This window comes from Pseudomonas sp. LB3P14, from assembly GCF_054898045.1.
Window position 1 is genome coordinate 2,915,633 of record NZ_CM142714.1, and the last position, 21,454, is coordinate 2,937,086.

Annotated in this window: 19 protein-coding genes; 14 read left to right on the top strand and 5 right to left on the bottom strand. The window is 58.4% G+C overall.

Translation table 11 applies throughout. The features are described from left to right. Positions 1–2: 2 nt before the first annotated feature. Both ACYZT5_RS13570 and ACYZT5_RS13575 read right to left on the bottom strand, forming a co-directional pair. Positions 3–2,405 carry a DNA translocase FtsK gene (locus tag ACYZT5_RS13570; protein ID WP_462051558.1) on the bottom strand — a complete coding sequence of 801 codons (2,403 nt, stop codon included), beginning with the start codon at positions 2,403–2,405 and terminating at the stop codon, positions 3–5. Next, positions 2,402–2,614 (bottom strand): hypothetical protein, encoded by a 213-nt coding sequence (locus ACYZT5_RS13575; RefSeq protein WP_462051559.1) that lies wholly within the window; start codon positions 2,612–2,614, stop codon positions 2,402–2,404. Before ACYZT5_RS13575 ends, ACYZT5_RS13570 begins: the two co-directional genes overlap by 4 nt. A 98-nt stretch (positions 2,615–2,712) precedes the next feature. On the opposite strand from ACYZT5_RS13575, the gene trxB reads away from it, so the two are divergent. The 4 genes from trxB (at position 2,713) to infA (ending at position 5,511) form a co-directional block, all read left to right on the top strand. After that, positions 2,713–3,672, top strand: coding sequence for a thioredoxin-disulfide reductase (gene trxB / locus ACYZT5_RS13580; RefSeq protein ID WP_462051560.1), 960 nt, complete (start codon positions 2,713–2,715; stop codon positions 3,670–3,672). A 64-nt stretch (positions 3,673–3,736) separates the two neighbouring features. After that, on the top strand, positions 3,737–4,417 hold the full coding sequence (gene aat, locus ACYZT5_RS13585) for a leucyl/phenylalanyl-tRNA--protein transferase (protein ID WP_462051561.1): 681 nt from the start codon (positions 3,737–3,739) through the stop codon (positions 4,415–4,417). A gap of 56 nt (positions 4,418–4,473) precedes the next feature. Then, positions 4,474–5,181: an arginyltransferase gene (locus ACYZT5_RS13590; protein WP_462051562.1), complete on the top strand. Its 708-nt coding sequence runs from the start codon at positions 4,474–4,476 to the stop codon at positions 5,179–5,181. A gap of 111 nt (positions 5,182–5,292) precedes the next feature. Then, a complete protein-coding gene (infA, locus tag ACYZT5_RS13595; RefSeq protein WP_002553999.1) occupies positions 5,293–5,511 on the top strand; it encodes a translation initiation factor IF-1 in 219 nt (72 codons plus the stop codon). A 247-nt stretch (positions 5,512–5,758) separates the two neighbouring features. Here the strand turns inward: infA and clpA are convergent, their stop codons facing one another. Beyond that, positions 5,759–8,029, bottom strand: a complete 2,271-nt coding sequence (gene clpA / locus ACYZT5_RS13600) for an ATP-dependent Clp protease ATP-binding subunit ClpA (RefSeq protein WP_095129000.1) — start codon at positions 8,027–8,029, stop codon at positions 5,759–5,761. A 30-nt stretch (positions 8,030–8,059) separates the two neighbouring features. Then, positions 8,060–8,422, bottom strand: coding sequence for an ATP-dependent Clp protease adapter ClpS (gene clpS / locus ACYZT5_RS13605; protein WP_046032480.1), 363 nt, complete (start codon positions 8,420–8,422; stop codon positions 8,060–8,062). A gap of 225 nt (positions 8,423–8,647) precedes the next feature. Between clpS and cspD the strand changes: the two genes are divergently transcribed. Next, complete coding sequence (gene cspD / locus ACYZT5_RS13610; RefSeq protein WP_462051563.1) at positions 8,648–8,914, top strand: cold shock domain-containing protein CspD; 267 nt, start codon at positions 8,648–8,650, stop codon at positions 8,912–8,914. Between the two features lie 79 nt (positions 8,915–8,993). On the opposite strand, the gene icd is transcribed toward cspD, so the two are convergent. Continuing rightward, on the bottom strand, positions 8,994–10,250 hold the full coding sequence (gene icd / locus ACYZT5_RS13615; protein ID WP_461954776.1) for an NADP-dependent isocitrate dehydrogenase: 1,257 nt from the start codon (positions 10,248–10,250) through the stop codon (positions 8,994–8,996). A gap of 507 nt (positions 10,251–10,757) precedes the next feature. Between icd and ACYZT5_RS13620 the strand changes: the two genes are divergently transcribed. From ACYZT5_RS13620 to aceA, 9 genes are all read left to right on the top strand, one after another. Beyond that, entirely contained in the window at positions 10,758–12,983 is a 2,226-nt protein-coding gene (locus ACYZT5_RS13620; RefSeq protein WP_462051564.1) for an NADP-dependent isocitrate dehydrogenase, read from the top strand. Positions 12,984–13,197: 214 nt separating this feature from the next. Then, a complete protein-coding gene (locus tag ACYZT5_RS13625; protein WP_462051565.1) occupies positions 13,198–13,644 on the top strand; it encodes an NUDIX hydrolase in 447 nt (148 codons plus the stop codon). A gap of 59 nt (positions 13,645–13,703) precedes the next feature. Further along, positions 13,704–14,837 (top strand): tRNA 2-thiouridine(34) synthase MnmA, encoded by a 1,134-nt coding sequence (mnmA, locus tag ACYZT5_RS13630; protein ID WP_462051566.1) that lies wholly within the window; start codon positions 13,704–13,706, stop codon positions 14,835–14,837. Then, the gene (hflD, locus tag ACYZT5_RS13635; RefSeq protein WP_131062367.1) at positions 14,834–15,457 is read left to right on the top strand and encodes a high frequency lysogenization protein HflD; all 624 of its coding nucleotides are present in this window, start codon (positions 14,834–14,836) and stop codon (positions 15,455–15,457) included. The genes mnmA and hflD overlap by 4 nt, the downstream gene beginning before the upstream one ends. 126 nt (positions 15,458–15,583) lie before the next feature. Next, a complete protein-coding gene (gene purB, locus ACYZT5_RS13640) occupies positions 15,584–16,954 on the top strand; it encodes an adenylosuccinate lyase (protein WP_462051567.1) in 1,371 nt (456 codons plus the stop codon). A gap of 86 nt (positions 16,955–17,040) precedes the next feature. Next, positions 17,041–18,210 (top strand): ribosomal protein uL16 3-hydroxylase, encoded by a 1,170-nt coding sequence (locus ACYZT5_RS13645; protein ID WP_462051568.1) that lies wholly within the window; start codon positions 17,041–17,043, stop codon positions 18,208–18,210. Beyond that, a complete protein-coding gene (locus tag ACYZT5_RS13650; RefSeq protein ID WP_017339601.1) occupies positions 18,203–18,628 on the top strand; it encodes a GNAT family N-acetyltransferase in 426 nt (141 codons plus the stop codon). The genes ACYZT5_RS13645 and ACYZT5_RS13650 overlap by 8 nt, the downstream gene beginning before the upstream one ends. A 217-nt stretch (positions 18,629–18,845) precedes the next feature. Further along, positions 18,846–19,607, top strand: a complete 762-nt coding sequence (locus ACYZT5_RS13655; RefSeq protein WP_462051569.1) for a secretin N-terminal domain-containing protein — start codon at positions 18,846–18,848, stop codon at positions 19,605–19,607. Positions 19,608–20,082: 475 nt separating this feature from the next. After that, a complete protein-coding gene (gene aceA, locus ACYZT5_RS13660) occupies positions 20,083–21,408 on the top strand; it encodes an isocitrate lyase (protein WP_282377694.1) in 1,326 nt (441 codons plus the stop codon). Positions 21,409–21,454: the final 46 nt, after the last annotated feature.

The following is a 21,454-nucleotide window of genomic DNA, read 5'->3' on the forward strand; positions in this document are numbered from 1 at the left end:
AATCAGTCGCGTACCGGGCCAGGCGCCAGGACTTCACGCGAACCGTTGGTATTCATGGACGTCACGACCCCGGCCATTTCCATGGCTTCGATCATGCGCGCGGCGCGGTTGTAGCCGATTTTAAGCTTGCGCTGAACCGCAGAGATGGACGCACGACGGCTTTCCAGTACGAACTGCACCGCTTCGTCGTAGAGCGCATCGGATTCACTGTCGTCATCGCCGCCGCTGCCGCCTTCAAAGCCGCTACCGGGCTCTTCGACACCCGCAAGGATCTCGTCGTTGTATTCCGGCGCGCCACGCAGTTTCCAGGCTTCGACCACCCGGTGAACCTCGTCATCGGACACGAACGCACCGTGGACACGGATCGGCAGACTGGTGCCCGGCGGCATGTAGAGCATGTCTCCGTGACCCAACAGTTGTTCGGCGCCGCCTTGGTCGATGATGGTTCGCGAATCGATCTTGCTCGATACCTGGAACGCCATACGGGTCGGAATGTTGGCCTTGATCAGACCGGTGATCACATCAACCGACGGACGCTGGGTCGCAAGGATCAAGTGGATACCGGCAGCACGGGCCTTCTGGGCGATACGGGCGATCAGTTCTTCAACCTTCTTGCCGACGATCATCATCATGTCGGCGAATTCGTCCACCACCACGACAATGGTCGGCAGCTTGGTCAGCAGCGGCGCTTCGTCGTGAATGCTTTCGCGCTTGTACAGAGGATCGGCCAACGGCGTGCCGGCGTCCTGGGCTTCCTTGACCTTGGCATTGAAGCCCGACAGGTTACGCACGCCCATCTTCGCCATCAGTTTGTAGCGACGCTCCATCTCCGCCACGCTCCAGCGCAGGGCGTTGGCCGCGTCCTTCATGTCGGTCACGACCGGGCACAGCAGGTGCGGAATACCTTCGTAGATCGACAGCTCAAGCATTTTCGGGTCGATCATGATCAGCTTGGCGTCTTCCGGACCGGACTTGAACAGGATCGACAGGATCATCGCGTTCACACCGACCGATTTACCGGAACCCGTCGTACCGGCTACCAGCAAATGGGGCATCTTCGCCAGATCGGTGATGACCGGCTTGCCACCAATGTCGTGGCCCAGGGCCAACGTGACCGGCGACTTGAAGTTATCGTACTCAGGGGTCGACAGCACTTCGGAGAAGCGCACGATCTGGCGATCTTCGTTAGGAATTTCGATACCCACGGTGGTCTTGCCCGGAATCACTTCGACCACACGCACGCTGGTCACGGCCAGGGAACGTGCCAGGTCTTTCGCCAGATTGGAGATGCGGCTGACCTTGACGCCTGCCGCTGGCTGAATTTCGTAACGGGTAATGACCGGGCCTGGGTGAATCGAATCCACCGAGACTTCGACGCCGAATTCCTTGAGCTTGATTTCCAGCAAGTGGCCGACCGCAGCCAGGGATTCAGGCGAATAATTGAGTTGTTTCTTTTCGGCAGGGTCGAGAATCGAGATCGGCGGCAAGGTGCCTTCAACGGCGCTGTCGACGAACAGCGGCGCCTGCTTCTCTTTTTCCACGCGCTTGCTGGGAGCCGCTGGCTTGGGCGGAGCTGGCGCAATCACCGGCGGCACCTGCTTCTCGCGGTCGGACATATGCTTGCTCAGGGCTTGCTCACGCTCGATCAAGCGTTCCTTGACCTTGGCCTGCTCGCGTTTGTCGGTGACGGTCGGTGCCACCACGTCATGGACGCGGTCGTCGACTTCACGCAATTGAGCGACCAGTTGCTTGCGTTCGGTGCGGGCGGCCCACCAGCGATTGGCCGCACCCTGGAACAATTCAAACAGGTCGAGGGTGATCTTGCCGGTGAGGTCCATCACTTTGAACCACGACAGGTCGGTGAACACCGTCAGGCCAAACAGGAACAACGCGATGAACAACAGTGTACTGCCCTGAATGTTCAGGGCGTTCCTGGCCAAGTCGCCGAGGCTTTCGCCTAAAGCGCCGCCAGCGCCGGCCGGCAGACCGGTCGCGGCGTGGAAATGGATATGGGCCAGGGCGGCGCCCGACAGCACCAGGAACACCAGGCCGATCAGGCGCCAGGAGAACAGCCAACCGCTCCACTCCCACTGCTCGTGGCGTTGACGGAAGATTTGATAAGCCTTGATCGCCAGCAACAGCGGGAAGATGTAGGCGAAGTAACCCAACACCATGAACAGGATGTCGGCGCTGTAGGAGCCAACCGGTCCGCCGAAGTTCTGCACATCGTCGATCTTGCTGTTATGGCTCCAGCCCGGATCGTCCTTGCCATAGGTCAACAAGGCCATCATCAGGAACAGGCACAAGCCGCCGATGGCGATCAATGCACCTTCCTTGAGCCGGTAGTGCAATTGCTGGCGCCAGAGCGGAACGACTGTTTTTGGTGCTGCGGTGGATTTCTTCAAAACGCTTCTTTTCCTGCGCCCATGGCGCGTCCATCTGTTGAATGACTATAAAAAACTGCCCAATCCAGGCAGGTAAAAAAGTTAACAGGCGTAACTGAGACTACTTTTAACACTACGCTGCGGTTTTTATAAACACGGCGCGCACCGCTTATTTTATTACAAGCACTGTAACAGGCAGGCATTGTACGGGTTTGTTCGCCCGATGCCATGCTTGAAACCCAAGGTGTAGCATAGCCAACAGCACATTACTCGCGGTTCAATTTGAGCATGCATTCTCTTTTGTGACAAAGGCTTATGAGGTGTTTTTATGAGCGAAGCGAAGCATTCCCGCCTGATCATTCTGGGTTCCGGCCCTGCCGGTTACAGCGCAGCCGTTTATGCCGCCCGCGCCAACCTCAAACCCGTTGTCATTACCGGCATACAGGCAGGTGGCCAGCTCACCACCACCGTCGAAGTCGACAATTGGCCCGGTGATGTCGAAGGCCTCACCGGCCCGGTGCTGATGGAACGCATGCAAAAACACGCCGAGCGCTTTCATACAGAGATCATTTACGACCACATCCACACCGCCAAGTTGCAACAGCGCCCATTCGAACTCATCGGCGACGGCGGCACTTACACCTGTGATGCACTGATCATCGCCACCGGTGCTTCGGCGCAATACCTGGGGCTGCCCTCGGAAGAGGCGTTCGCTGGCAAAGGGGTTTCAGCCTGCGCGACGTGCGACGGTTTCTTCTACCGCAATCAGGTGGTCGCGGTCGTTGGCGGCGGCAATACGGCGGTTGAAGAAGCGCTGTACCTGTCGAACATCGCCAAGGAAGTTCACCTGATTCACCGGCGCGACAAGTTGCGCTCGGAGAAGATTCTTCAGGACAAGCTCTTCGAAAAAGCCTCCAACGGCAATATCCGCCTGCACTGGAATCAGAATCTGGATGAAGTGCTGGGCGATGCCAGCGGCGTGACCGGCGCCCGCCTGCGGGACAGCCACACTGGCGAAACCAGAGAGTTGCCGCTGGCCGGCGTGTTCATCGCCATCGGCCACAAACCCAACACCGACCTGTTTGAAGGCCAGCTGAAAATGCGTGACGGCTATCTGCTGGTCAAGGGCGGCAGCGAAGGCGATGCTACCAGCACCGAAATCAAAGGCGTGTTTGCCGCCGGCGACGTCGCCGACCACGTTTATCGCCAGGCCGTGACCTCCGCCGGGGCCGGCTGCATGGCCGCGCTGGACGCCGAGAAGTATCTCGACGACATTCCTAGCGTTTAACGGCACACTTTACGGCGGGCCCATCAGCTCGCCACTGCCCTCCCCTTCTGCAAGCCCGGATGCCATGCTGACTTGGTTACAACGCAATACCCTGACCTTCCCGCCCCTGGAAAAAGCCATGCGCGATCCCAACGGGCTGTTGGCCGCGGGCGGCGATCTTTCCGCCGATCGTCTGATTCAGGCCTATCGCCACGGCTGTTTTCCATGGTTCTCGGAAGGCCAGCCGATTCTCTGGTGGTCGCCGGATCCACGCACCGTACTGTTTCCCGACGAACTGCATGTCTCGCGCAGTCTGAACAAACTGTTGCGCCAGCAACGCTATCAAGTGACCTTTGATCAGGATTTTGCCGCCGTTATCCGCGCCTGCGCCGCGCCACGGGATTACGCCGACGGGACCTGGATCACAGAAGCGATGCAGAACGCCTACCTCGAACTGCACAAGCGCGGGTACGCTCACTCGGTGGAAGTCTGGGACCAGGATGAACTGGTCGGCGGGCTCTATGGCCTGGCGATGGGTCAGCTGTTTTTCGGCGAATCCATGTTCAGCCGCGCCGACAACGCCTCGAAATATGGCTTTGCCACACTGGTCCGACATCTGAAAGACTCAGGCTTTGTGCTGATCGACTGCCAGATGCCTACCGACCATCTGCACAGCCTCGGCGCCCGAGCGATTCCACGCAGCAAGTTTGCCGACTACCTTGCGCAGCATCTGGATCAACCCAGCCGCGCAACCTGGGTTTGCTGAGCGACTTTTGCCCGCGTGGCTTACACTTAATTCAAAGCTTATCCCGAGGGTTGATCATGACCGAGTTGGCGCGCTTGAAGTTCTATGCCACTCAGCCCCACTCTTGCAGTTATCTGCCCGAGGAGCAGGCCACGACCCTGTTTCTCGACCCTAGTCAGCCCATGGATGTGCATGTCTACGCAGACCTGTCTGAAATGGGTTTCCGTCGCAGCGGCGATCACCTCTACCGGCCCCATTGCCAGAATTGCAATGCGTGCGTACCGGCGCGCATCCCTGTGGCGCAATTTGAGCCCAACCGTCAGCAGAAACGCATCTTCAAGCGCAATGCCGACTTGCAGGTACGTCCCGCCAGGCCAGGGTTCAGCGAAGAGTATTTCGACCTTTATCAGCGCTATATCGAACAGCGTCACGCCGATGGCGATATGTACCCGCCGAGTCGCGATCAGTTTGCGACGTTCTTGGTACGTGACTTGCCGTTTTCCCGGTTCTACGAATTTCGCCTCGAAGGACGACTGGTGGCAGTGGCCGTCACCGACTTGCTGCCGAACGGTCTGTCGGCGGTCTATACCTTCTACGAGCCCGCTGAAGAACGCCGCAGCCTGGGGCGTTACGCGATTCTCTGGCAAATCACCGAGGCTCAGCGTCTGGGGCTGGAAGCCGTCTATCTGGGCTATTGGATCAAAAACTGTAAAAAGATGAGTTACAAGACTCAATATCGACCTATCGAACTGCTGATTAATCAGCGCTGGGTCATCCTGAACTAGAGCAAGCCGTAAACCCCTTGGCTTAAACCCCATTTTTCGGGCACAATGCACGCCGCTTTTGCCTGGCGCAGTTGCACCGGGCCATTCATTGGACACCGAGGGCTTTACTGCATGTCGAAAGAAGACAGCTTCGAAATGGAAGGCACTGTCGTCGACACCCTGCCCAACACCATGTTTCGTGTGGAGTTGGAAAATGGGCACGTCGTAACCGCGCATATTTCCGGCAAGATGCGCAAGAACTACATCCGTATTCTTACCGGCGACAAAGTGCGCGTCGAGCTGACGCCCTATGATTTGAGCAAAGGGCGCATCACTTACCGCGCTCGCTAATCAAGTCAATACAAAACGCCCGGTTTATGCCGGGCGTTTTTGTTTGTCTGCGATTTGATGGATCAACACCATCCCCTGTGGGAGCGAGCTTGCTCGCGATAGCGGCATTGCATTCAACATCAATGCAAGCTGACCCGCCGCCATCGCGAGCAAGCTCGCTCCCACAGGGGGATGTGCCAGGCTTTCAAAATTCGGCAGACAGCAAAAAGGCGCCTTTCGGCGCCTTTTGCTTTATAGCGATTAAACGTCAGGCCATTTCAGCCGTGGTCTCGAAGTCAAAGGTCAGCTCGCCGTCCTTGAGATCGATGTGAACCACCCCACCATGATCAGCCAATTCGCCAAAGAGAATCTCTTCGGCCAGCGGACGCTTGATCTTGTCCTGGATCAAACGCGCCATTGGTCGAGCACCCATTGCCGTATCGTAGCCACCCGCCGCCAACCAGCTGCGTGCGGCGTCCGTCACTTCCAGCTGCACGCGCTTGTCTTCCAACTGCGCCTGAAGCTCGGTAAGGAACTTGTCCACCACGCTTTTGATAACCTCATGACTGAGGCGACCAAACTGAATAATGGTGTCCAGACGGTTGCGGAACTCCGGCGTGAAGCTCTTCTTGATCACTTCCATCGCATCGGACGAGTGGTCCTGATGGGTGAAACCGATCGAAGCGCGAGCTGCCGTTTCGGCACCGGCGTTGGTCGTCATGATGACGATCACGTTTCGGAAATCCGCTTTGCGCCCGTTGTTATCGGTGAGCGTACCGTGGTCCATGACCTGCAGCAGCAGGTTGAAGACTTCCGGATGCGCCTTCTCGATCTCATCGAGCAACAGCACGCAGTGAGGTTGCTTGGTGATGGCTTCGGTCAGCAGACCGCCCTGATCAAACCCGACATAGCCCGGAGGCGCACCGATCAGACGCGATACGGTGTGGCGTTCCATGTACTCGGACATGTCGAAGCGAACCAGTTCGATACCCAACGCCTTGGCCAGCTGACGCGCCGCTTCGGTTTTACCGACACCAGTCGGCCCTGCGAACAGGAACGAACCGACAGGCTTGTCAGGCGACTTGAGGCCGGCACGGGACAGTTTGATCGCGGTCGACAGCGAGTCGATGGCGGCATCCTGACCAAACACTGTCAGTTTCAGGTCACGCTCAAGGTTACGCAGCAGCTCTTTGTCGGAGCTGGTGACGTGTTTTGGCGGAATCCGCGCGATTTTCGCGACGATGTCCTCGACCTGAGGCACTTCGATGCGTTTCACGCGCTTCTCGATCGGCTGCAGACGCTGGTAGGCGCCCGCCTCGTCGATGACGTCGATGGCCTTGTCCGGCATGTGCCGGTCATTGATGTAGCGCGAGGCCAGTTCAGCCGCCGCACGCAGTGCTTCATCGCTGTATTCGATATTGTGGTGCGCTTCGAAACGCCCTTTCAGGCCGCGCAGGATGCCAATGGTGTCTTCCACCGAAGGTTCCGACACATCGACCTTCTGGAAGCGCCGGGCCAAAGCACGGTCCTTCTCGAAGATCCCACGGAATTCCTGGAACGTGGTCGAGCCGATGCAACGGATATCACCCGACGACAACAGCGGCTTGAGCAGGTTCGAGGCATCCATGACGCCACCCGACGCGGCACCTGCACCGATAATGGTGTGGATTTCGTCGATGAACAGGATCGCCTGCGGACGTTTTTTCAGCTCGTTGAGCAGCGCCTTGAAGCGTTTCTCGAAATCGCCACGGTATTTGGTCCCAGCCAGCAAGGCTCCCAGATCGAGGGAATACACCACGCTATTGGCCAGCAAGTCCGGCACCTGGTTGTCGACAATGCGTTTGGCCAGGCCTTCGGCAATCGCGGTTTTACCCACGCCTGCCTCGCCCACCAACAGCGGATTGTTCTTGCGACGACGCGCCAGGATCTGTGCGACACGCTCGACTTCCAGCTCACGGCCTACCAATGGATCGATCCGACCCTGGCGCGCGAGTTCGTTGAGGTTGCTGGCATAAGCATCCAGAGGATTGCCTGAAGATGAAGACTCACCGCCCTCGTCGTCCTGCATATCTTGCTCACCTTCAGAGTGATCGCCATGCCCCGGCACTTTGGAAATGCCGTGTGCGATGTAGTTGACGACATCGATGCGCGCAACGCTCTGCTGTTTCAGCAGGAACACTGCCTGACTCTCTTGCTCACTGAAGATCGCGACCAGTACGTTGGCGCCAGTCACTTCGCGTTTGCCCGAGCTCTGTACGTGAAAGACAGCACGTTGCAGAACACGCTGGAAGCCCAGGGTTGGCTGGGTCTCACGATCCTCGTCATGCACGGGGATCAATGGCGTGGTGGAGTCGATGAACTCCTGCAGATCGTGCTTGAGTTTGTCGAGGTTTGCGCCGCAGGCACGCAAAACGGTGGCGGCAGCCTCATTGTCCAATAGGGCCAGCAGGAGGTGTTCGACGGTCATAAACTCATGACGCTTCGATCGGGCCTCCTTGAAGGCAAGATTGAGGGTGACTTCGAGCTCGCGGTTTAACATAGCTTCACCTCATACCCAAGTGGTCGGCGATTAACCGTCCTTCTCGATTTCACAGAGTAGCGGATGCTGGCTTTCCCTGGCGTACTGGTTGACCTGCATGGCCTTAGTCTCGGCGATGTCGCGGGTAAACACTCCACATACTGCCCGTCCTTCTGTGTGGACGGCCAGCATGACCTTGGTCGCCAGCTCTCGATTCAGGTTAAAAAACACCTCGAGCACTTCGACGACGAAATCCATCGGTGTGTAGTCATCATTAAACAAAACCACCTTGTACATCGGCGGCGCCTGTAAAGCAGGCTTTGCTTCCTGAACAGCAATGCCTGCGGAATCGTCGTCGTGTGAATCAGGGCGATCCTGATTGAATGTTAGTCGAATCTGGCTGATTGCATGCATGGAAAGAAAGGTTCGTCAGTTGTGCAAATACAGTGGTGGGGGCGGCTATGGACGATTTCAACTCCGACTGCCCGGTCACCTTGACTATCGGGAAAACGGTGTTACAACCAATAGAGCCCACAGTGGGTAAAAAAGGTCCGCGGAGTCAATCTTATTTCCAGGAAATGACTGCGGATGAACTGGATGATACTCCAGTGATGGAGTCTGTTGCAGAGGGATATGGGTATGTCAGGTGTCAAGGTCAACGGCAAGGTCAAATGGTTCAACAATGCCAAGGGTTACGGCTTCATCAATGAGGAAGGCAAGAGCGAAGATCTGTTCGCCCACTACTCGGCCATCCAGATGGACGGTTATAAAACCCTGAAGGCCGGACAAGCTGTCGTCTTTGAGATCATTCAGGGGCCCAAAGGCCTGCACGCCATCAATATCGGCGCGCCTCAGGACACTCAGAATGTGGTCGCTCCCACCGGACAACAAACCGTCACGGCTTGAATTCGCAGTAACCATCCAGTCATAAAAAAACCGCCCGACTCAATCACTTGAGTCGGGCGGTTTTTTATTACCTATTCGCTTACATATGCGAAATCAGCGCATCACCAAACGCCGAAGACGACAGCAGCTTCGCGCCTTCCATCAAACGGTGGAAGTCATAGGTCACGGTCTTGGCCGAAATCGCGCCGTTGGTGCCTTTGATGATCAGATCAGCCGCTTCGGTCCAGCCCATGTGACGCAGCATCATCTCTGCGGACAGGATCAGGGAACCCGGGTTGACCTGGTCCTTGCCTGCGTACTTCGGTGCAGTACCGTGGGTCGCTTCGAACATCGCAATGGTGTCAGACAGGTTGGCACCCGGTGCGATACCGATACCACCCACCTCCGCCGCCAGGGCGTCGGAGAGGTAGTCGCCGTTCAGGTTCAGGGTCGCGATCACATCGTATTCGGCCGGGCGTAGCAGGATCTGCTGGAGCATGGCGTCGGCGATGGCGTCTTTGACGATAACGTTCTTGCCGGTTTTCGGGTTTTTGAACTGCATCCACGGACCGCCATCGAGCAGGGTCGCGCCGAACTCTTCAGCCGCCACTTCGTAGGCCCATTCCTTGAAGGCACCTTCGGTGAACTTCATGATGTTGCCTTTGTGCACGATGGTCAGCGAGTCGCGGTCGTTGTCGACCACATACTGCAGCGCCTTGCGCGCCAGACGCTTGGTGCCTTGCAGGGAAACCGGCTTGACGCCGATACCGCAGTTTTCGTCGAAACGGATCTTGGTGACACCCATTTCTTCTTTAAGGAACTTGATGACCTTGGTCGCTTCCGGCGAACCGGCTTTCCACTCGATACCGGCATAAATGTCTTCCGAGTTTTCGCGGAAGATCGTCATGTCGACGTCGCCTGGTTTCTTGACCGGGCTAGGCACGCCTTCGAACCAGCGCACAGGACGCAGGCAAACATAAAGGTCGAGTTGCTGGCGCAGTGCCACGTTCAGGGAACGAATGCCGCCGCCGACCGGCGTGGTCAGTGGGCCCTTGATGGAAACAACGTAATCCTTGACCGCGTCCAGGGTTTCCTGAGGTAGCCAGGTGTCCTGATCGTAAACCTGAGTCGCTTTCTCCCCGGCATAGACTTCCATCCAGGAAATTTTGCGCTCGCCGCCGTAAGCCTTCTTAACAGCAGCATCGACAACCTTGATCATGACCGGGCTGATATCAACGCCAATACCGTCACCTTCGATGAAGGGGATGATCGGGTTGTTAGGAACATTGAGAGAATGGTCCGCGTTGACGGTGATTTTGTCGCCGACTGCTGGAACCTGAATCTTCTTGTATCCCATGCTGAACTCCATTGTTTGGATTGAACATCTGGCTTCGTTCGAGCGTACCCCAGTTAAATCGGCACGCAAACCCTCTGTTCCATCCATCTGCCGCAAAGCTGCACAGTTCGCGGCCTACAAGCCTGAAAGCAAAGGGAAAAGCGCCAAACTCAAGCACGGCGCAAGACTCTACGCCCCGCTCGCCCCTGCGACCTTTAGACCAATGGACGATATTCGTTGCCTATGAACCATCGGCAGATTGCCAGCTACCTATGTATAATGCCGCCCGCTGACCACAGAGTCACGACGGCCGACCTCTCCTGCAACTGAATAAGTAGCCGAGACTTCGGGCCCGAAAAAGCAGGACTGTTACCGCAGTCCACCCGCTTGACGCTCGACTGATGCACCCAACATCACCGCGAAGAAACCTCGACATTCGGCTCATGGATGACTTTGAACGAACGCGCTCACACGGCGCCCCTCGAGTTTCCGCGCACGCTTAGCAAAGAAGAGAGAGTTAATCCGAATATGCCCACCCGCTCGAAGATCATCTATACCTTCACCGACGAAGCTCCCGCCCTCGCCACCTATTCACTGCTGCCTATCGTAGAGGCCTTCACCGCCTCCGCTGATATCGCCGTGGAAACCCGCGATATCTCTCTTGCAGGGCGCATCCTGGCCAGCTTCCCCGAGCAATTGGGTGACAAAGCCGTAGCCGACCACCTCGCCGAACTGGGCGACCTGGCCGTTACGCCTGAAGCCAACATCATCAAGTTGCCGAACATCAGCGCCTCGGTTCCTCAACTGCAAGCCGCGATCAAGGAACTGCAAGCCCAGGGCTTCGCAGTGCCGGACTACCCGGAAACCGTGACCAGCGACGCCGACAAGCTCGCCAAGTCGCGTTACGACAAGATCAAGGGCAGCGCCGTGAACCCGGTTCTGCGCGAAGGCAACTCCGATCGTCGTGCACCGCTGTCGGTCAAGAACTACGCGCGCAAGCACCCGCACAAAATGGGCGCCTGGGCTGCGGACTCCAAGTCCCACGTAGCGCACATGAGCACCGGCGATTTCTACGGCAGCGAAAAAGCTGCCCTGATCGACGCCGCTGACGCCGTTAAAATCGAACTGATCGCTCAAGACGGCACCGTCACCGTCCTGAAAGAAAAAACCACCGTGCAAGCCGGTGAGATCCTCGATTGCGCCGTCATGAGCAAAAACGCTCTGCGCAGCTTCATCGCTGCCGAGATCGAAGACGCCAAGAAAAAAGGCGTGCTGCTGTCGGTTCACCTCAAAGCCACCATGATGAAGGTCTCCGACCCGATCATGTTCGGCCAGATCGTTGCCGAGTTCTATAAAGACGCACTGGCCAAGCACGCTGACGTGCTGGCACAGATCGGCTTCAACCTGAACAACGGCATCGGCGACCTGTACGCCCGCATCAAAGCCCTGCCCGCCGAGCAGCAAGCTGCGATTGAAGCGGACATCCAGGCGGTCTACGCCGTTCGTCCGTCGTTGGCCATGGTCAACTCCGACAAAGGCATCACCAACCTGCACGTGCCGAGCGACGTGATCGTCGACGCCTCGATGCCAGCGATGATCCGTGACTCCGGCAAGATGTGGGGCACTGACGGTCAGCTGCACGACACCAAGGCTGTGATCCCGGATCGCTGCTACGCGACCATCTACCAGGCGGTGATCGAAGACTGCAAGCTGCACGGCGCTTTCGATCCGACCACCATGGGCAGCGTGCCAAACGTTGGTCTGATGGCGAAGAAAGCCGAAGAGTACGGCTCGCACGACAAGACTTTCCAGATCAAGGCCAATGGCGTAGTTCGGGTTTCCGACGGCGCTGGCCGCATGCTGCTGGAACAGTCGGTTGAAGCCGGCGACATCTTCCGCATGTGCCAAACCAAAGACGCGCCGATCCAGGACTGGGTCAAACTGGCCGTCAACCGCGCTCGCGCAAGCGCAACACCAGCGATTTTCTGGCTGGACCCAATGCGCGCCCACGACGGCGTGGTCATCGAGAAAGTTCAGGCTTACCTGAAGGATCACGACACCTCAGGCCTGGACATCCGCATCATGTCGCCCGTCGACGCGATGGCCTTCACCCTGGGCCGTACCCGCGAAGGCAAGGACACCATTTCGGTGACCGGTAACGTACTGCGCGACTACCTGACCGACCTGTTCCCGATCATGGAACTGGGCACCAGCGCCAAGATGCTGTCGATCGTGCCGCTGATGAATGGCGGTGGTCTGTTCGAAACCGGCGCTGGCGGTTCGGCACCGAAGCACGTTCAGCAGTTGCTGGAAGAGAACTTCCTGCGCTGGGATTCCCTGGGCGAGTTCCTGGCCTTGGCCGCGTCCCTTGAGCACCTGGGTGTGACGTACAATAACCCTAAGGCGCTGGTGCTGGCCAAGACCCTGGATCAGGCCACTGGCCAGTTCCTGGACAACAACAAGTCGCCATCGCGTAAAGTCGGCAACATCGACAACCGCGGCAGCCACTTCTACTTGGCGCTGTACTGGGCTCAGGCCCTGGCTGCCCAGACCGAAGACGCTGCACTGCAAGCGCAGTTCGGCCAGCTGGCCAAAACCCTGACCGAGAACGAAGCAACCATCGTTGCCGAGCTCAACGCCGTTCAGGGCAAGCCAGTGGACATCGGCGGTTACTACCACGCCAATGCCGAGCTGATCAGCAAGGCCATGCGCCCAAGCAACACGTTCAACGCCGCGATCGCTGCGCTGGTTTAAGGTTGTAAGGATGCAAAGAAGCCCCGGCCCTGTGCCGGGGTTTCTGTTTCCGGACTTCACACAAATTTATCTGCCGGACCCGGCCCCTGTGGGAGCGAGCCTGCTCGCGAATGCGGTATATCCTTCAACACTGTATTGACTGACCTACCGCTTTCGCGAGCAGGCTCGCTCCCACATTGATCTTTGTTCCAATTTTGGAAATCGAGGAAGTCTCATGGATTGGCTACCCCACATCACCGTCGCCACCATCGTCGAAGACAACGGCCGCTTCCTGATGGTCGAAGAGTCAAAGGGCGGACGAACGGTGCTCAACCAGCCCGCCGGCCACCTCGACCCGGACGAAACCCTGATCGACGCCGCCGTGCGCGAAACCCTCGAAGAAACCGGTTGGGACGTCGAGCTCACGGGCGTGGTGGGCATTTACCTCTACACCGCCCCGAGTAACGGCGTGACGTATCAGCGGGTCTGTTTCACCGCAAAACCGATCAAACATCACCCCGACTATCAACTGGACGACGGCATCGTCGGCGCAAAGTGGCTGACGCGTGACGAACTGCTGGCACAGCGCGCAAACTGGCGCAGTGAGCTGATCATCCGCTGTATTGATGATTATCTGGACGGCCAACACTTCGGTCTCGAACTGATCCGCCCTTCTCTTTAGCCTTGCGGGCTTCGGCCTGTTAGAATCGCGTCCTTTTTCAAGACACTCATTGAATCCCTATGCGTGATCCAGCCCCTTCTGACACACAAAAGAAGCGCGTCATTGTCGGCATGTCCGGCGGCGTGGACTCTTCCGTTTCCGCTCTCCTGCTGATCGAGCAGGGTTATGAGGTGGAAGGCCTGTTCATGAAGAACTGGGAAGAAGACGATGGAACGGAATACTGCACCGCCATGGATGACCTGGCGGACGCTCAGGCTGTGTGCGACAAGATTGGCATCAAGCTGCACACCGCCAACTTCGCGGCAGAGTACTGGGACAACGTGTTCGAGCACTTCCTGGCCGAATACAAGGCCGGTCGCACGCCGAACCCGGACATCCTCTGCAACCGCGAAATCAAGTTCAAGGCGTTCCTCGACTACGCCATGATGCTCGGCGCCGACCTGATCGCCACCGGTCACTACGTGCGCCGCCGCGATATCGAGGGTCGCACCGAACTGCTCAAGGGCCTGGACCCGAACAAGGACCAGAGCTACTTCCTGCACGCCGTCGGCGGTGAACAGATCGCCAAGACCCTGTTCCCGGTCGGCGAACTGGAAAAGCCCGAAGTGCGCGCGATCGCCGAGAAACATGATCTGGCCACCGCGAAGAAAAAGGATTCCACCGGGATCTGCTTTATCGGTGAACGCCGCTTCAGCGACTTCCTCAAGCAATACCTCCCGGCCCAGCCAGGCGAGATCAAGACCACCGAAGGTGAAGTCATCGGCCGTCACCACGGCTTGATGTATCACACCATTGGTCAGCGCCAGGGCCTGGGTATCGGCGGCTTGAAAGACGCTGGTGAAGAGCCGTGGTACGTACTGATCAAAGACCTGGAGAACAACGAACTGATCGTTGGCCAGGGCAATGACCACCCCTATCTGTTCTCCCGCGCCCTGCTCGCCTCGGACATCTATTGGGTCAACCCGATCGATTTGAGCGTGCCGCGCAAGCTGACGGCCAAAGTCCGTTATCGCCAAAGCGATCAACCCTGCACGCTGGAAAAGACCGCCACCGGCTACCGCGCAACCTTTGATGACCCGCAACGCGCGGTCACCCCAGGCCAGTCCGTGGTGTTCTACGACGGCGAAATCTGCCTCGGCGGCGGCGTAATTGAAATTGCCGAACCGTGGACGAGCAAGGGTCAGGCCCAATGAGCCCGACTCAGGAGCAACTGACGGCACTGGGCGGCGTATTCCTCGCCGCCGTGCTGGTCGACAAGATCGCCAAGACCGGCCAGACCACCGAGGCCGGCCTGACGTGCATGCTCGGTAGCCTGCTGATTCGCGATCCGAAGGACACCCTGGAAGTCTACGGCGGCGACGACATCAATCTGCGCGAAGGTTACCGCGCATTGATTGGCGCCCTGGAACGCGACCCGAGCACCCTTCAGCGCGAACCGCTGCGCTATGCGCTGGCGATGCTCGGCCTGGAGCGTCAATTGGCCAAGCGCGACGACATGCTGGACGTGATTGGCAAGCGTTTGCCGCAGATTCAGTCCCAGGTCGAGCACTTCGGCCCGGCTCACGAAAACGTGATTGCGGCCTGCGGTGCGCTGTACCAGGACACCCTGAGCACCTTGCGCCAACGAATTCAGGTCCATGGCGACATGCGCAACCTGCAGCAACCGAGCAACGCGTCGAAAATCCGCGCCCTGTTGCTGGCCGGGATTCGTTCGGCGCGCCTGTGGCGGCAGTTGGGCGGTCATCGCTGGCAGTTGGTGATCAGCCGTCGCAAGTTGCTGAAAGAGCTTTACCCGCTGATGCGCAGCAGCTGAACCGCGCCCGCAAGACCTTTTGTAATTTGTAACGCGTAAGACGCTGGTCAGTTGGCAACGGACCGGCGGATTTTTTCATGTATGATACGCGCCCCATTTCGTTGCCCGACTGTCCGAGAACACCCCATGCAGCTTTCTTCGCTCACTGCGGTTTCCCCTGTTGACGGCCGCTACGCCGGCAAAACCCAGGCCCTGCGCCCAATTTTCAGTGAATACGGTCTGATCCGTGCTCGCGTTCTGGTTGAAGTGCGCTGGCTCCAGCGCCTGGCCGCGCACCCTGGCATCAGCGAAGTGCCGGCGTTCTCCGCCGAAGCCAACGCTGTGCTGAATACCCTGGCGGACAACTTCGCTCTGGAGCACGCCGAGCGTGTCAAAGAGATCGAGCGCACCACCAACCACGACGTAAAAGCCATTGAGTACCTGCTCAAAGAGCAAGCGGCCAAGCTGCCGGAACTGGCTGCCGTCAGCGAATTCATCCACTTTGCCTGCACCAGCGAGGACATCAACAACCTGTCCCACGCCCTGATGCTGCGCGAAGGCCGTGATGACGTGATGCTGCCGCTGATGCGCCAGACCTGCGACGCCATCCGCGAACTGGCGATTCGTTTCGCTGACGTGCCGATGCTGTCGCGCACCCACGGTCAACCGGCTTCGCCGACCACCCTGGGCAAAGAGCTGGCGAACGTGGTTTACCGTCTGGAGCGTCAAATCGCCCAGGTCGCTGCCGTTCCGCTGCTGGGCAAGATCAACGGCGCTGTCGGCAACTACAACGCACACCTCTCGGCTTACCCTGAGATCGACTGGGAAGAAAACGCCCGCGCCTTCATCGAAGACGAGCTGGGCCTGGGCTTCAACCCATACACCACGCAGATCGAACCGCACGACTACATCGCCGAGCTGTTCGACGCGATCGCGCGTTTCAACACCATCCTGATCGACTTCGACCGCGACATCTGGGGCTACATCTCCCTGGGTTACTTCAAACAGCGCACCATCGCTGGCGAAATCGGTTCGTCGACCATGCCGCACAAGGTCAACCCGATCGACTTCGAAAACTCCGAAGGCAACCTGGGTATCGCCAACGCGCTGTTCCAACACCTGGCGAGCAAGCTGCCGATTTCCCGCTGGCAGCGTGATCTGACCGACTCCACCGTACTGCGCAACCTCGGTGTCGGCTTCGCACACAGCGTGATCGCGTACGAAGCAAGCCTCAAAGGCATCAGCAAACTGGAGCTCAACGCTCAGAAAATCGCTGCTGACCTGGACGCGTGCTGGGAAGTATTGGCCGAGCCGATCCAGACCGTCATGCGTCGCTATAACATCGAAAACCCGTACGAAAAACTGAAAGAGTTGACCCGTGGCAAGGGCATCAGCCCTGAAGCACTGCAAACTTTCATCGACGGTCTGGACATGCCAGCCGCGGCCAAGGCCGAGCTGAAACTGCTCACCCCGGCGAACTACATCGGTAACGCTGTAGAGCAAGCCAAGCGCATCTGATCGACCGCTTTACCCGTTTGAGACGCCCGGCAGCGCCGGGCGTTTTTATTCCCGTCTGAAAAGTGCTTTTTTTCAATAGGTTACACATGAATCCTGACATTCCTCTTCAACTTCTGGGCGGCATCACGGCGCGCGAGTTCCTGCGCGACTACTGGCAGAAAAAACCCCTGCTGATCCGTCAGGCGATTCCTGAATTCGAAAGCCCGATCGACGCCGACGAACTGGCCGGCCTGGCGCTGGAAGAAGAAGTCGAATCGCGCCTGGTGATCGAGCACGGCGAGCGCCCTTGGGAATTGCGCCGCGGCCCGTTCGCCGAAGACGAATTCAGCAAATTGCCGGAACGCGACTGGACGCTGCTGGTTCAAGCGGTCGATCAATTCGTACCGGAAGTCGCTGAGCTGCTGGAAAACTTCCGCTTCCTGCCGAGCTGGCGCATCGACGATGTGATGATCAGCTTCGCCGCCCCGGGTGGTAGCGTCGGCCCTCACTTCGACAACTACGACGTGTTTCTGCTGCAAGGTCACGGCAAGCGCAATTGGAAAATCGGCCAGATGTGCGATTCCGAGAGCAAGCTGCTGCAACATGCCGACCTGCGTATCCTCGCCGACTTCGACGCCACTGACGAATGGGTCCTGGAACCGGGCGACATGCTCTACCTCCCGCCGCGCCTGGCCCATTGCGGCGTTGCCGTTGATGACTGCCTGACCTACTCGGTAGGTTTCCGCGCGCCGAGCGCCGCTGAAGTGCTGACGCACTTCACCGACTTCCTCAGCCAGTTCCTGCCGGACGAAGAGCGTTACACCGACGCGGACGCCCTGCCTTCGGTCGATCCACATCAGATCCAGCACGACGCCCTTGATCGCTTGAAAGGCCTGCTTGCCGAGCACATGAGCGACGAACGTCTGCTGCTGACCTGGTTCGGCCAGTTCATGACCGAGCCACGCTACCCGGAACTGGTGGCGGGTCCGGAAGAGATCGAAGAAGACGACCTGCTCGCCAGCCTTGAGCAAGGCGCAGTACTGATCCGCAACCCGAGCGCGCGCCTGGCCTGGTCCGAAGTCGATGACGACCTGCTGCTGTTCGCCAGCGGCCAGAGCCGTTACCTGCCAGGCAAACTGCGCGAGCTGCTGAAGTTGATTTGCGCCGCAGACGCGCTGCACACCGACAACCTCGGCGACTGGCTGAGCGACGAGGACGGTCGCGGCCTGCTGTGTGAACTGATCAAGCAAGGAAGCCTGGGGTTTGCTGATGAATAAGATTCACGTACGTGTCGCAGACTGGCAAAAGGACAACGCCGAGATCCGGCGCATTCGTGAGACGGTGTTCATCGCCGAGCAATCCGTTCCGCCTGAGTTGGAATGGGATGCTGATGACGCAACTGCGGTGCATTTTCTGGCCTTCGAAGGCGACTTTCCGATTGGCACCGCTCGCCTGCTGCCCGATGGTCACGTTGGCCGGGTGTCGGTGTTGAAAGACTGGCGCGGCCTGAAAGTCGGCGATGCGCTGATGCAAGCGGTGATCGGTGAAGCCGAGAAGCGCGGGCTGAAGCAGCAGATGCTCAGCGCACAGGTACAAGCCACGGCGTTCTATGAGCGCCTGGGCTTCAGCCTGGTCAGTGAGGAGTTCCTGGAAGCAGGGATTCCGCATGTGGACATGGTGCGGCATTCGGCTTGAGACCGAGTCGCACCCTTCGCGGGCAAGCCTCGCTCCTACAGGTTTAGCGTGATCCTTGTAGGAGCGAGGCTTGCCCGCGAAGAGGCCCGAAAGAACACCACAAAACGCCCCGCCATCCTCGGATGCCGGGGCGTTTTGCTGTCTACGATTCAACTTGCCCCACGCCGGACCGACAAACTGGCAATATCAACACTTCAAGATGTCGGAGATAACGGATATGTCCCTACGCACCCTGCTCACCACGCTGCTGCTGACCTGCAGTTGCTCGGTCATGGCAGCCACCGAGATCGTGCCCCTGAACTACCACACCAGCGCCGACATGCTGCCGATGGCACGGGATTTCATCGGTAAGGATGGCCAGGTCAGCGCCTACGGCAACCAACTGATCGTGAATGCCGATCAGCGCAAGATCGACGAACTTAAAGCCCTGATTGTGCAACTCGACACCCGACCCAAACGCCTGCTGATCACCGTCGACACCAACGAAAACAACTTCCAGGGCGACCAGGGTTACTCGGTGAATGGCGCTAAACCGAGCCAGACCCGCATCATCAATCGCAGCACCGACAGCCGTGATGGCGGGATCCAACAGATTCAGGCCAGCGAAGGCGCACCGGCCCTGATCCAGGTCGGCCAGAGCGTGCCGCTGACCAGTACTCAGACCGATGCCTACGGCGACCTGCGAAGCCAGACCGAATACCGCAACGTCACCCAGGGTTTCTACGTCACCGCCAGCATCACCGGCGACATCGTTCACCTGGCGATCAGCACAAACCGTGACCGCATGAGCCAGGAACGTCCCGATGTAGTGAATGTGCAAAGTACCGACACAACTGTCACGGGCCGACTGGGTGAATGGATCACCCTGGCTGGCGTGAATCGCCAGACACAGGCCGACAAACAGGGCCAGACCCGCAGCTACTCGACTCAGGGCCGGGATGACATGACCCTGCGGGTGAAAGTCGATACTTTGGACTAAACCACCAAAAACTGACTGATTAGTCGTATTAGACTAAAGATGTAGTGCTTGAAAAAAAGCACTACAAAACGTTTGACGATCGAAAAAAGCAAAGGCATGATGGCCTCGCTCCCGCTAATCAGGGGCCCTGGCAAGGGCCTTCGAGGCGCCGTTCGCACCTACCCCGCGAGCCGCTTCGTGTCTGTACCGCCCACAAGGTGTGTTTGACGAGGTTGCCGACTGGAACGAAGTTGTCCCGAGGGACGGAAGCGTAATTAGGTAACCCGGCTCCACACTGAAGTTCGTACCAAGGCCCACGACGCCCGAATGCGCTCGCCAGTTCGCCCTTACCTGCTCACTTCCCCTCGAGCCCATCGTTCATCCCGTCGCCATCCCCGCCGAATCCGACTTGACCGCCTAAGCTTCTGGTCAGCGAGCGCATGAATTTTCCACCGCAGAACAACTTTCCGTAAAAGACGCGACGAGGTTTATCTCCATGGCACTGACACGCGAACAGCAAATTGCAGCCCTCGAAAAAGATTGGGCTGAAAACCCACGCTGGAAAGGCGTGACACGCGCTTACTCCGCTGCTGACGTCGTCCGCCTGCGTGGCTCGGTTCAACCTGAGCACACCTTTGCAAAATTGGGCGCCGAGAAGCTTTGGAACCTGGTGACCCAAGGCGCCAAGCCGTCCTTCCGCCCTGAGAAAGATTTCGTCAACTGCATGGGCGCCCTGACCGGCGGCCAGGCTGTACAACAAGTTAAAGCCGGTATCCAGGCGATCTACCTGTCGGGCTGGCAAGTCGCTGCGGACAACAACTCCGCCGAATCGATGTACCCGGACCAGTCGCTGTACCCGGTGGACTCGGTTCCAACCGTGGTCAAGCGCATCAACAACTCGTTCCGTCGTGCTGACCAGATCCAGTGGAAAGCCGGCAAAGGCCCGGGCGACGAAGGTTACATCGACTACTTCGCTCCGATCGTGGCTGATGCTGAAGCCGGTTTCGGCGGCGTACTGAACGCTTACGAGCTGATGAAGAGCATGATCGAAGCAGGCGCCGCCGGCGTTCACTTCGAAGACCAACTGGCTTCCGTGAAAAAATGCGGCCACATGGGCGGCAAGGTACTGGTTCCTACCCAGGAAGCTGTACAGAAGCTGACCGCTGCTCGCCTCGCTGCTGACGTTGCCGGTACTCCGACCATCATTCTGGCCCGTACCGACGCTAACGCGGCTGACCTGCTGACTTCCGATTGCGACCCGTATGACAAAGAGTTCGTGACTGGCGAACGCACTCAGGAAGGTTTCTACAAAGTGCGCGCCGGCCTGGACCAGGCGATCTCTCGCGGCCTGGCTTACGCACCGTACGCCGACCTGATCTGGTGCGAAACCGCCAAGCCGGATCTGGACGAAGCTCGTCGCTTCGCCGAAGCGATCAAAAAGGAATACCCGGACCAACTGCTGTCGTACAACTGCTCGCCTTCCTTCAACTGGAAGAAAAACCTGGACGACGCGACCATCGCCAAGTTCCAGCGCGAACTGTCCGCCATGGGTTACAAGCACCAGTTCATCACCCTGGCCGGCATTCACAACATGTGGCACAGCATGTTCAACCTGGCGCACGACTACGCCCGTAACGACATGACTGCCTACGTGAAGCTGCAAGAGCAAGAGTTCGCCGACGCCGCCAAGGGTTACACCTTCGTGGCTCACCAGCAGGAAGTGGGCACCGGCTACTTCGACGACATGACCACTGTGATTCAAGGTGGCTCGTCGTCGGTAACCGCACTGACCGGTTCGACTGAAGAAGAACAGTTCCACTGATCTGCTTCGCCTGAGCTAACGGCCGTTGCGGACCGGATAGAAAGCT

Excerpts from the sequence above, each read along its gene's own strand:
- ACYZT5_RS13625 (WP_462051565.1), top strand. The coding sequence starts at position 13,198 with ATGGATTGGCTACCCCACATCACCGTCGCCACCATCGTCGAAGACAAC.
- ACYZT5_RS13590 (WP_462051562.1), top strand. The coding sequence starts at position 4,474 with ATGACCGAGTTGGCGCGCTTGAAGTTCTATGCCACTCAGCCCCACTCT.
- mnmA (WP_462051566.1), top strand. The coding sequence starts at position 13,704 with ATGCGTGATCCAGCCCCTTCTGACACACAAAAGAAGCGCGTCATTGTC.
- infA (WP_002553999.1), top strand. The coding sequence starts at position 5,293 with ATGTCGAAAGAAGACAGCTTCGAAATGGAAGGCACTGTCGTCGACACC.
- ACYZT5_RS13575 (WP_462051559.1), bottom strand. The coding sequence starts at position 2,614 with ATGGCATCGGGCGAACAAACCCGTACAATGCCTGCCTGTTACAGTGCT.
- cspD (WP_462051563.1), top strand. The coding sequence starts at position 8,648 with ATGTCAGGTGTCAAGGTCAACGGCAAGGTCAAATGGTTCAACAATGCC.
- hflD (WP_131062367.1), top strand. The coding sequence starts at position 14,834 with ATGAGCCCGACTCAGGAGCAACTGACGGCACTGGGCGGCGTATTCCTC.
- icd (WP_461954776.1), bottom strand. The coding sequence starts at position 10,250 with ATGGGATACAAGAAGATTCAGGTTCCAGCAGTCGGCGACAAAATCACC.
- ACYZT5_RS13645 (WP_462051568.1), top strand. The coding sequence starts at position 17,041 with ATGAATCCTGACATTCCTCTTCAACTTCTGGGCGGCATCACGGCGCGC.
- aceA (WP_282377694.1), top strand. The coding sequence starts at position 20,083 with ATGGCACTGACACGCGAACAGCAAATTGCAGCCCTCGAAAAAGATTGG.
- trxB (WP_462051560.1), top strand. The coding sequence starts at position 2,713 with ATGAGCGAAGCGAAGCATTCCCGCCTGATCATTCTGGGTTCCGGCCCT.
- ACYZT5_RS13655 (WP_462051569.1), top strand. The coding sequence starts at position 18,846 with ATGTCCCTACGCACCCTGCTCACCACGCTGCTGCTGACCTGCAGTTGC.
- ACYZT5_RS13650 (WP_017339601.1), top strand. The coding sequence starts at position 18,203 with ATGAATAAGATTCACGTACGTGTCGCAGACTGGCAAAAGGACAACGCC.
- aat (WP_462051561.1), top strand. The coding sequence starts at position 3,737 with ATGCTGACTTGGTTACAACGCAATACCCTGACCTTCCCGCCCCTGGAA.
- ACYZT5_RS13620 (WP_462051564.1), top strand. The coding sequence starts at position 10,758 with ATGCCCACCCGCTCGAAGATCATCTATACCTTCACCGACGAAGCTCCC.
- clpS (WP_046032480.1), bottom strand. The coding sequence starts at position 8,422 with ATGCATGCAATCAGCCAGATTCGACTAACATTCAATCAGGATCGCCCT.
- purB (WP_462051567.1), top strand. The coding sequence starts at position 15,584 with ATGCAGCTTTCTTCGCTCACTGCGGTTTCCCCTGTTGACGGCCGCTAC.
- clpA (WP_095129000.1), bottom strand. The coding sequence starts at position 8,029 with ATGTTAAACCGCGAGCTCGAAGTCACCCTCAATCTTGCCTTCAAGGAG.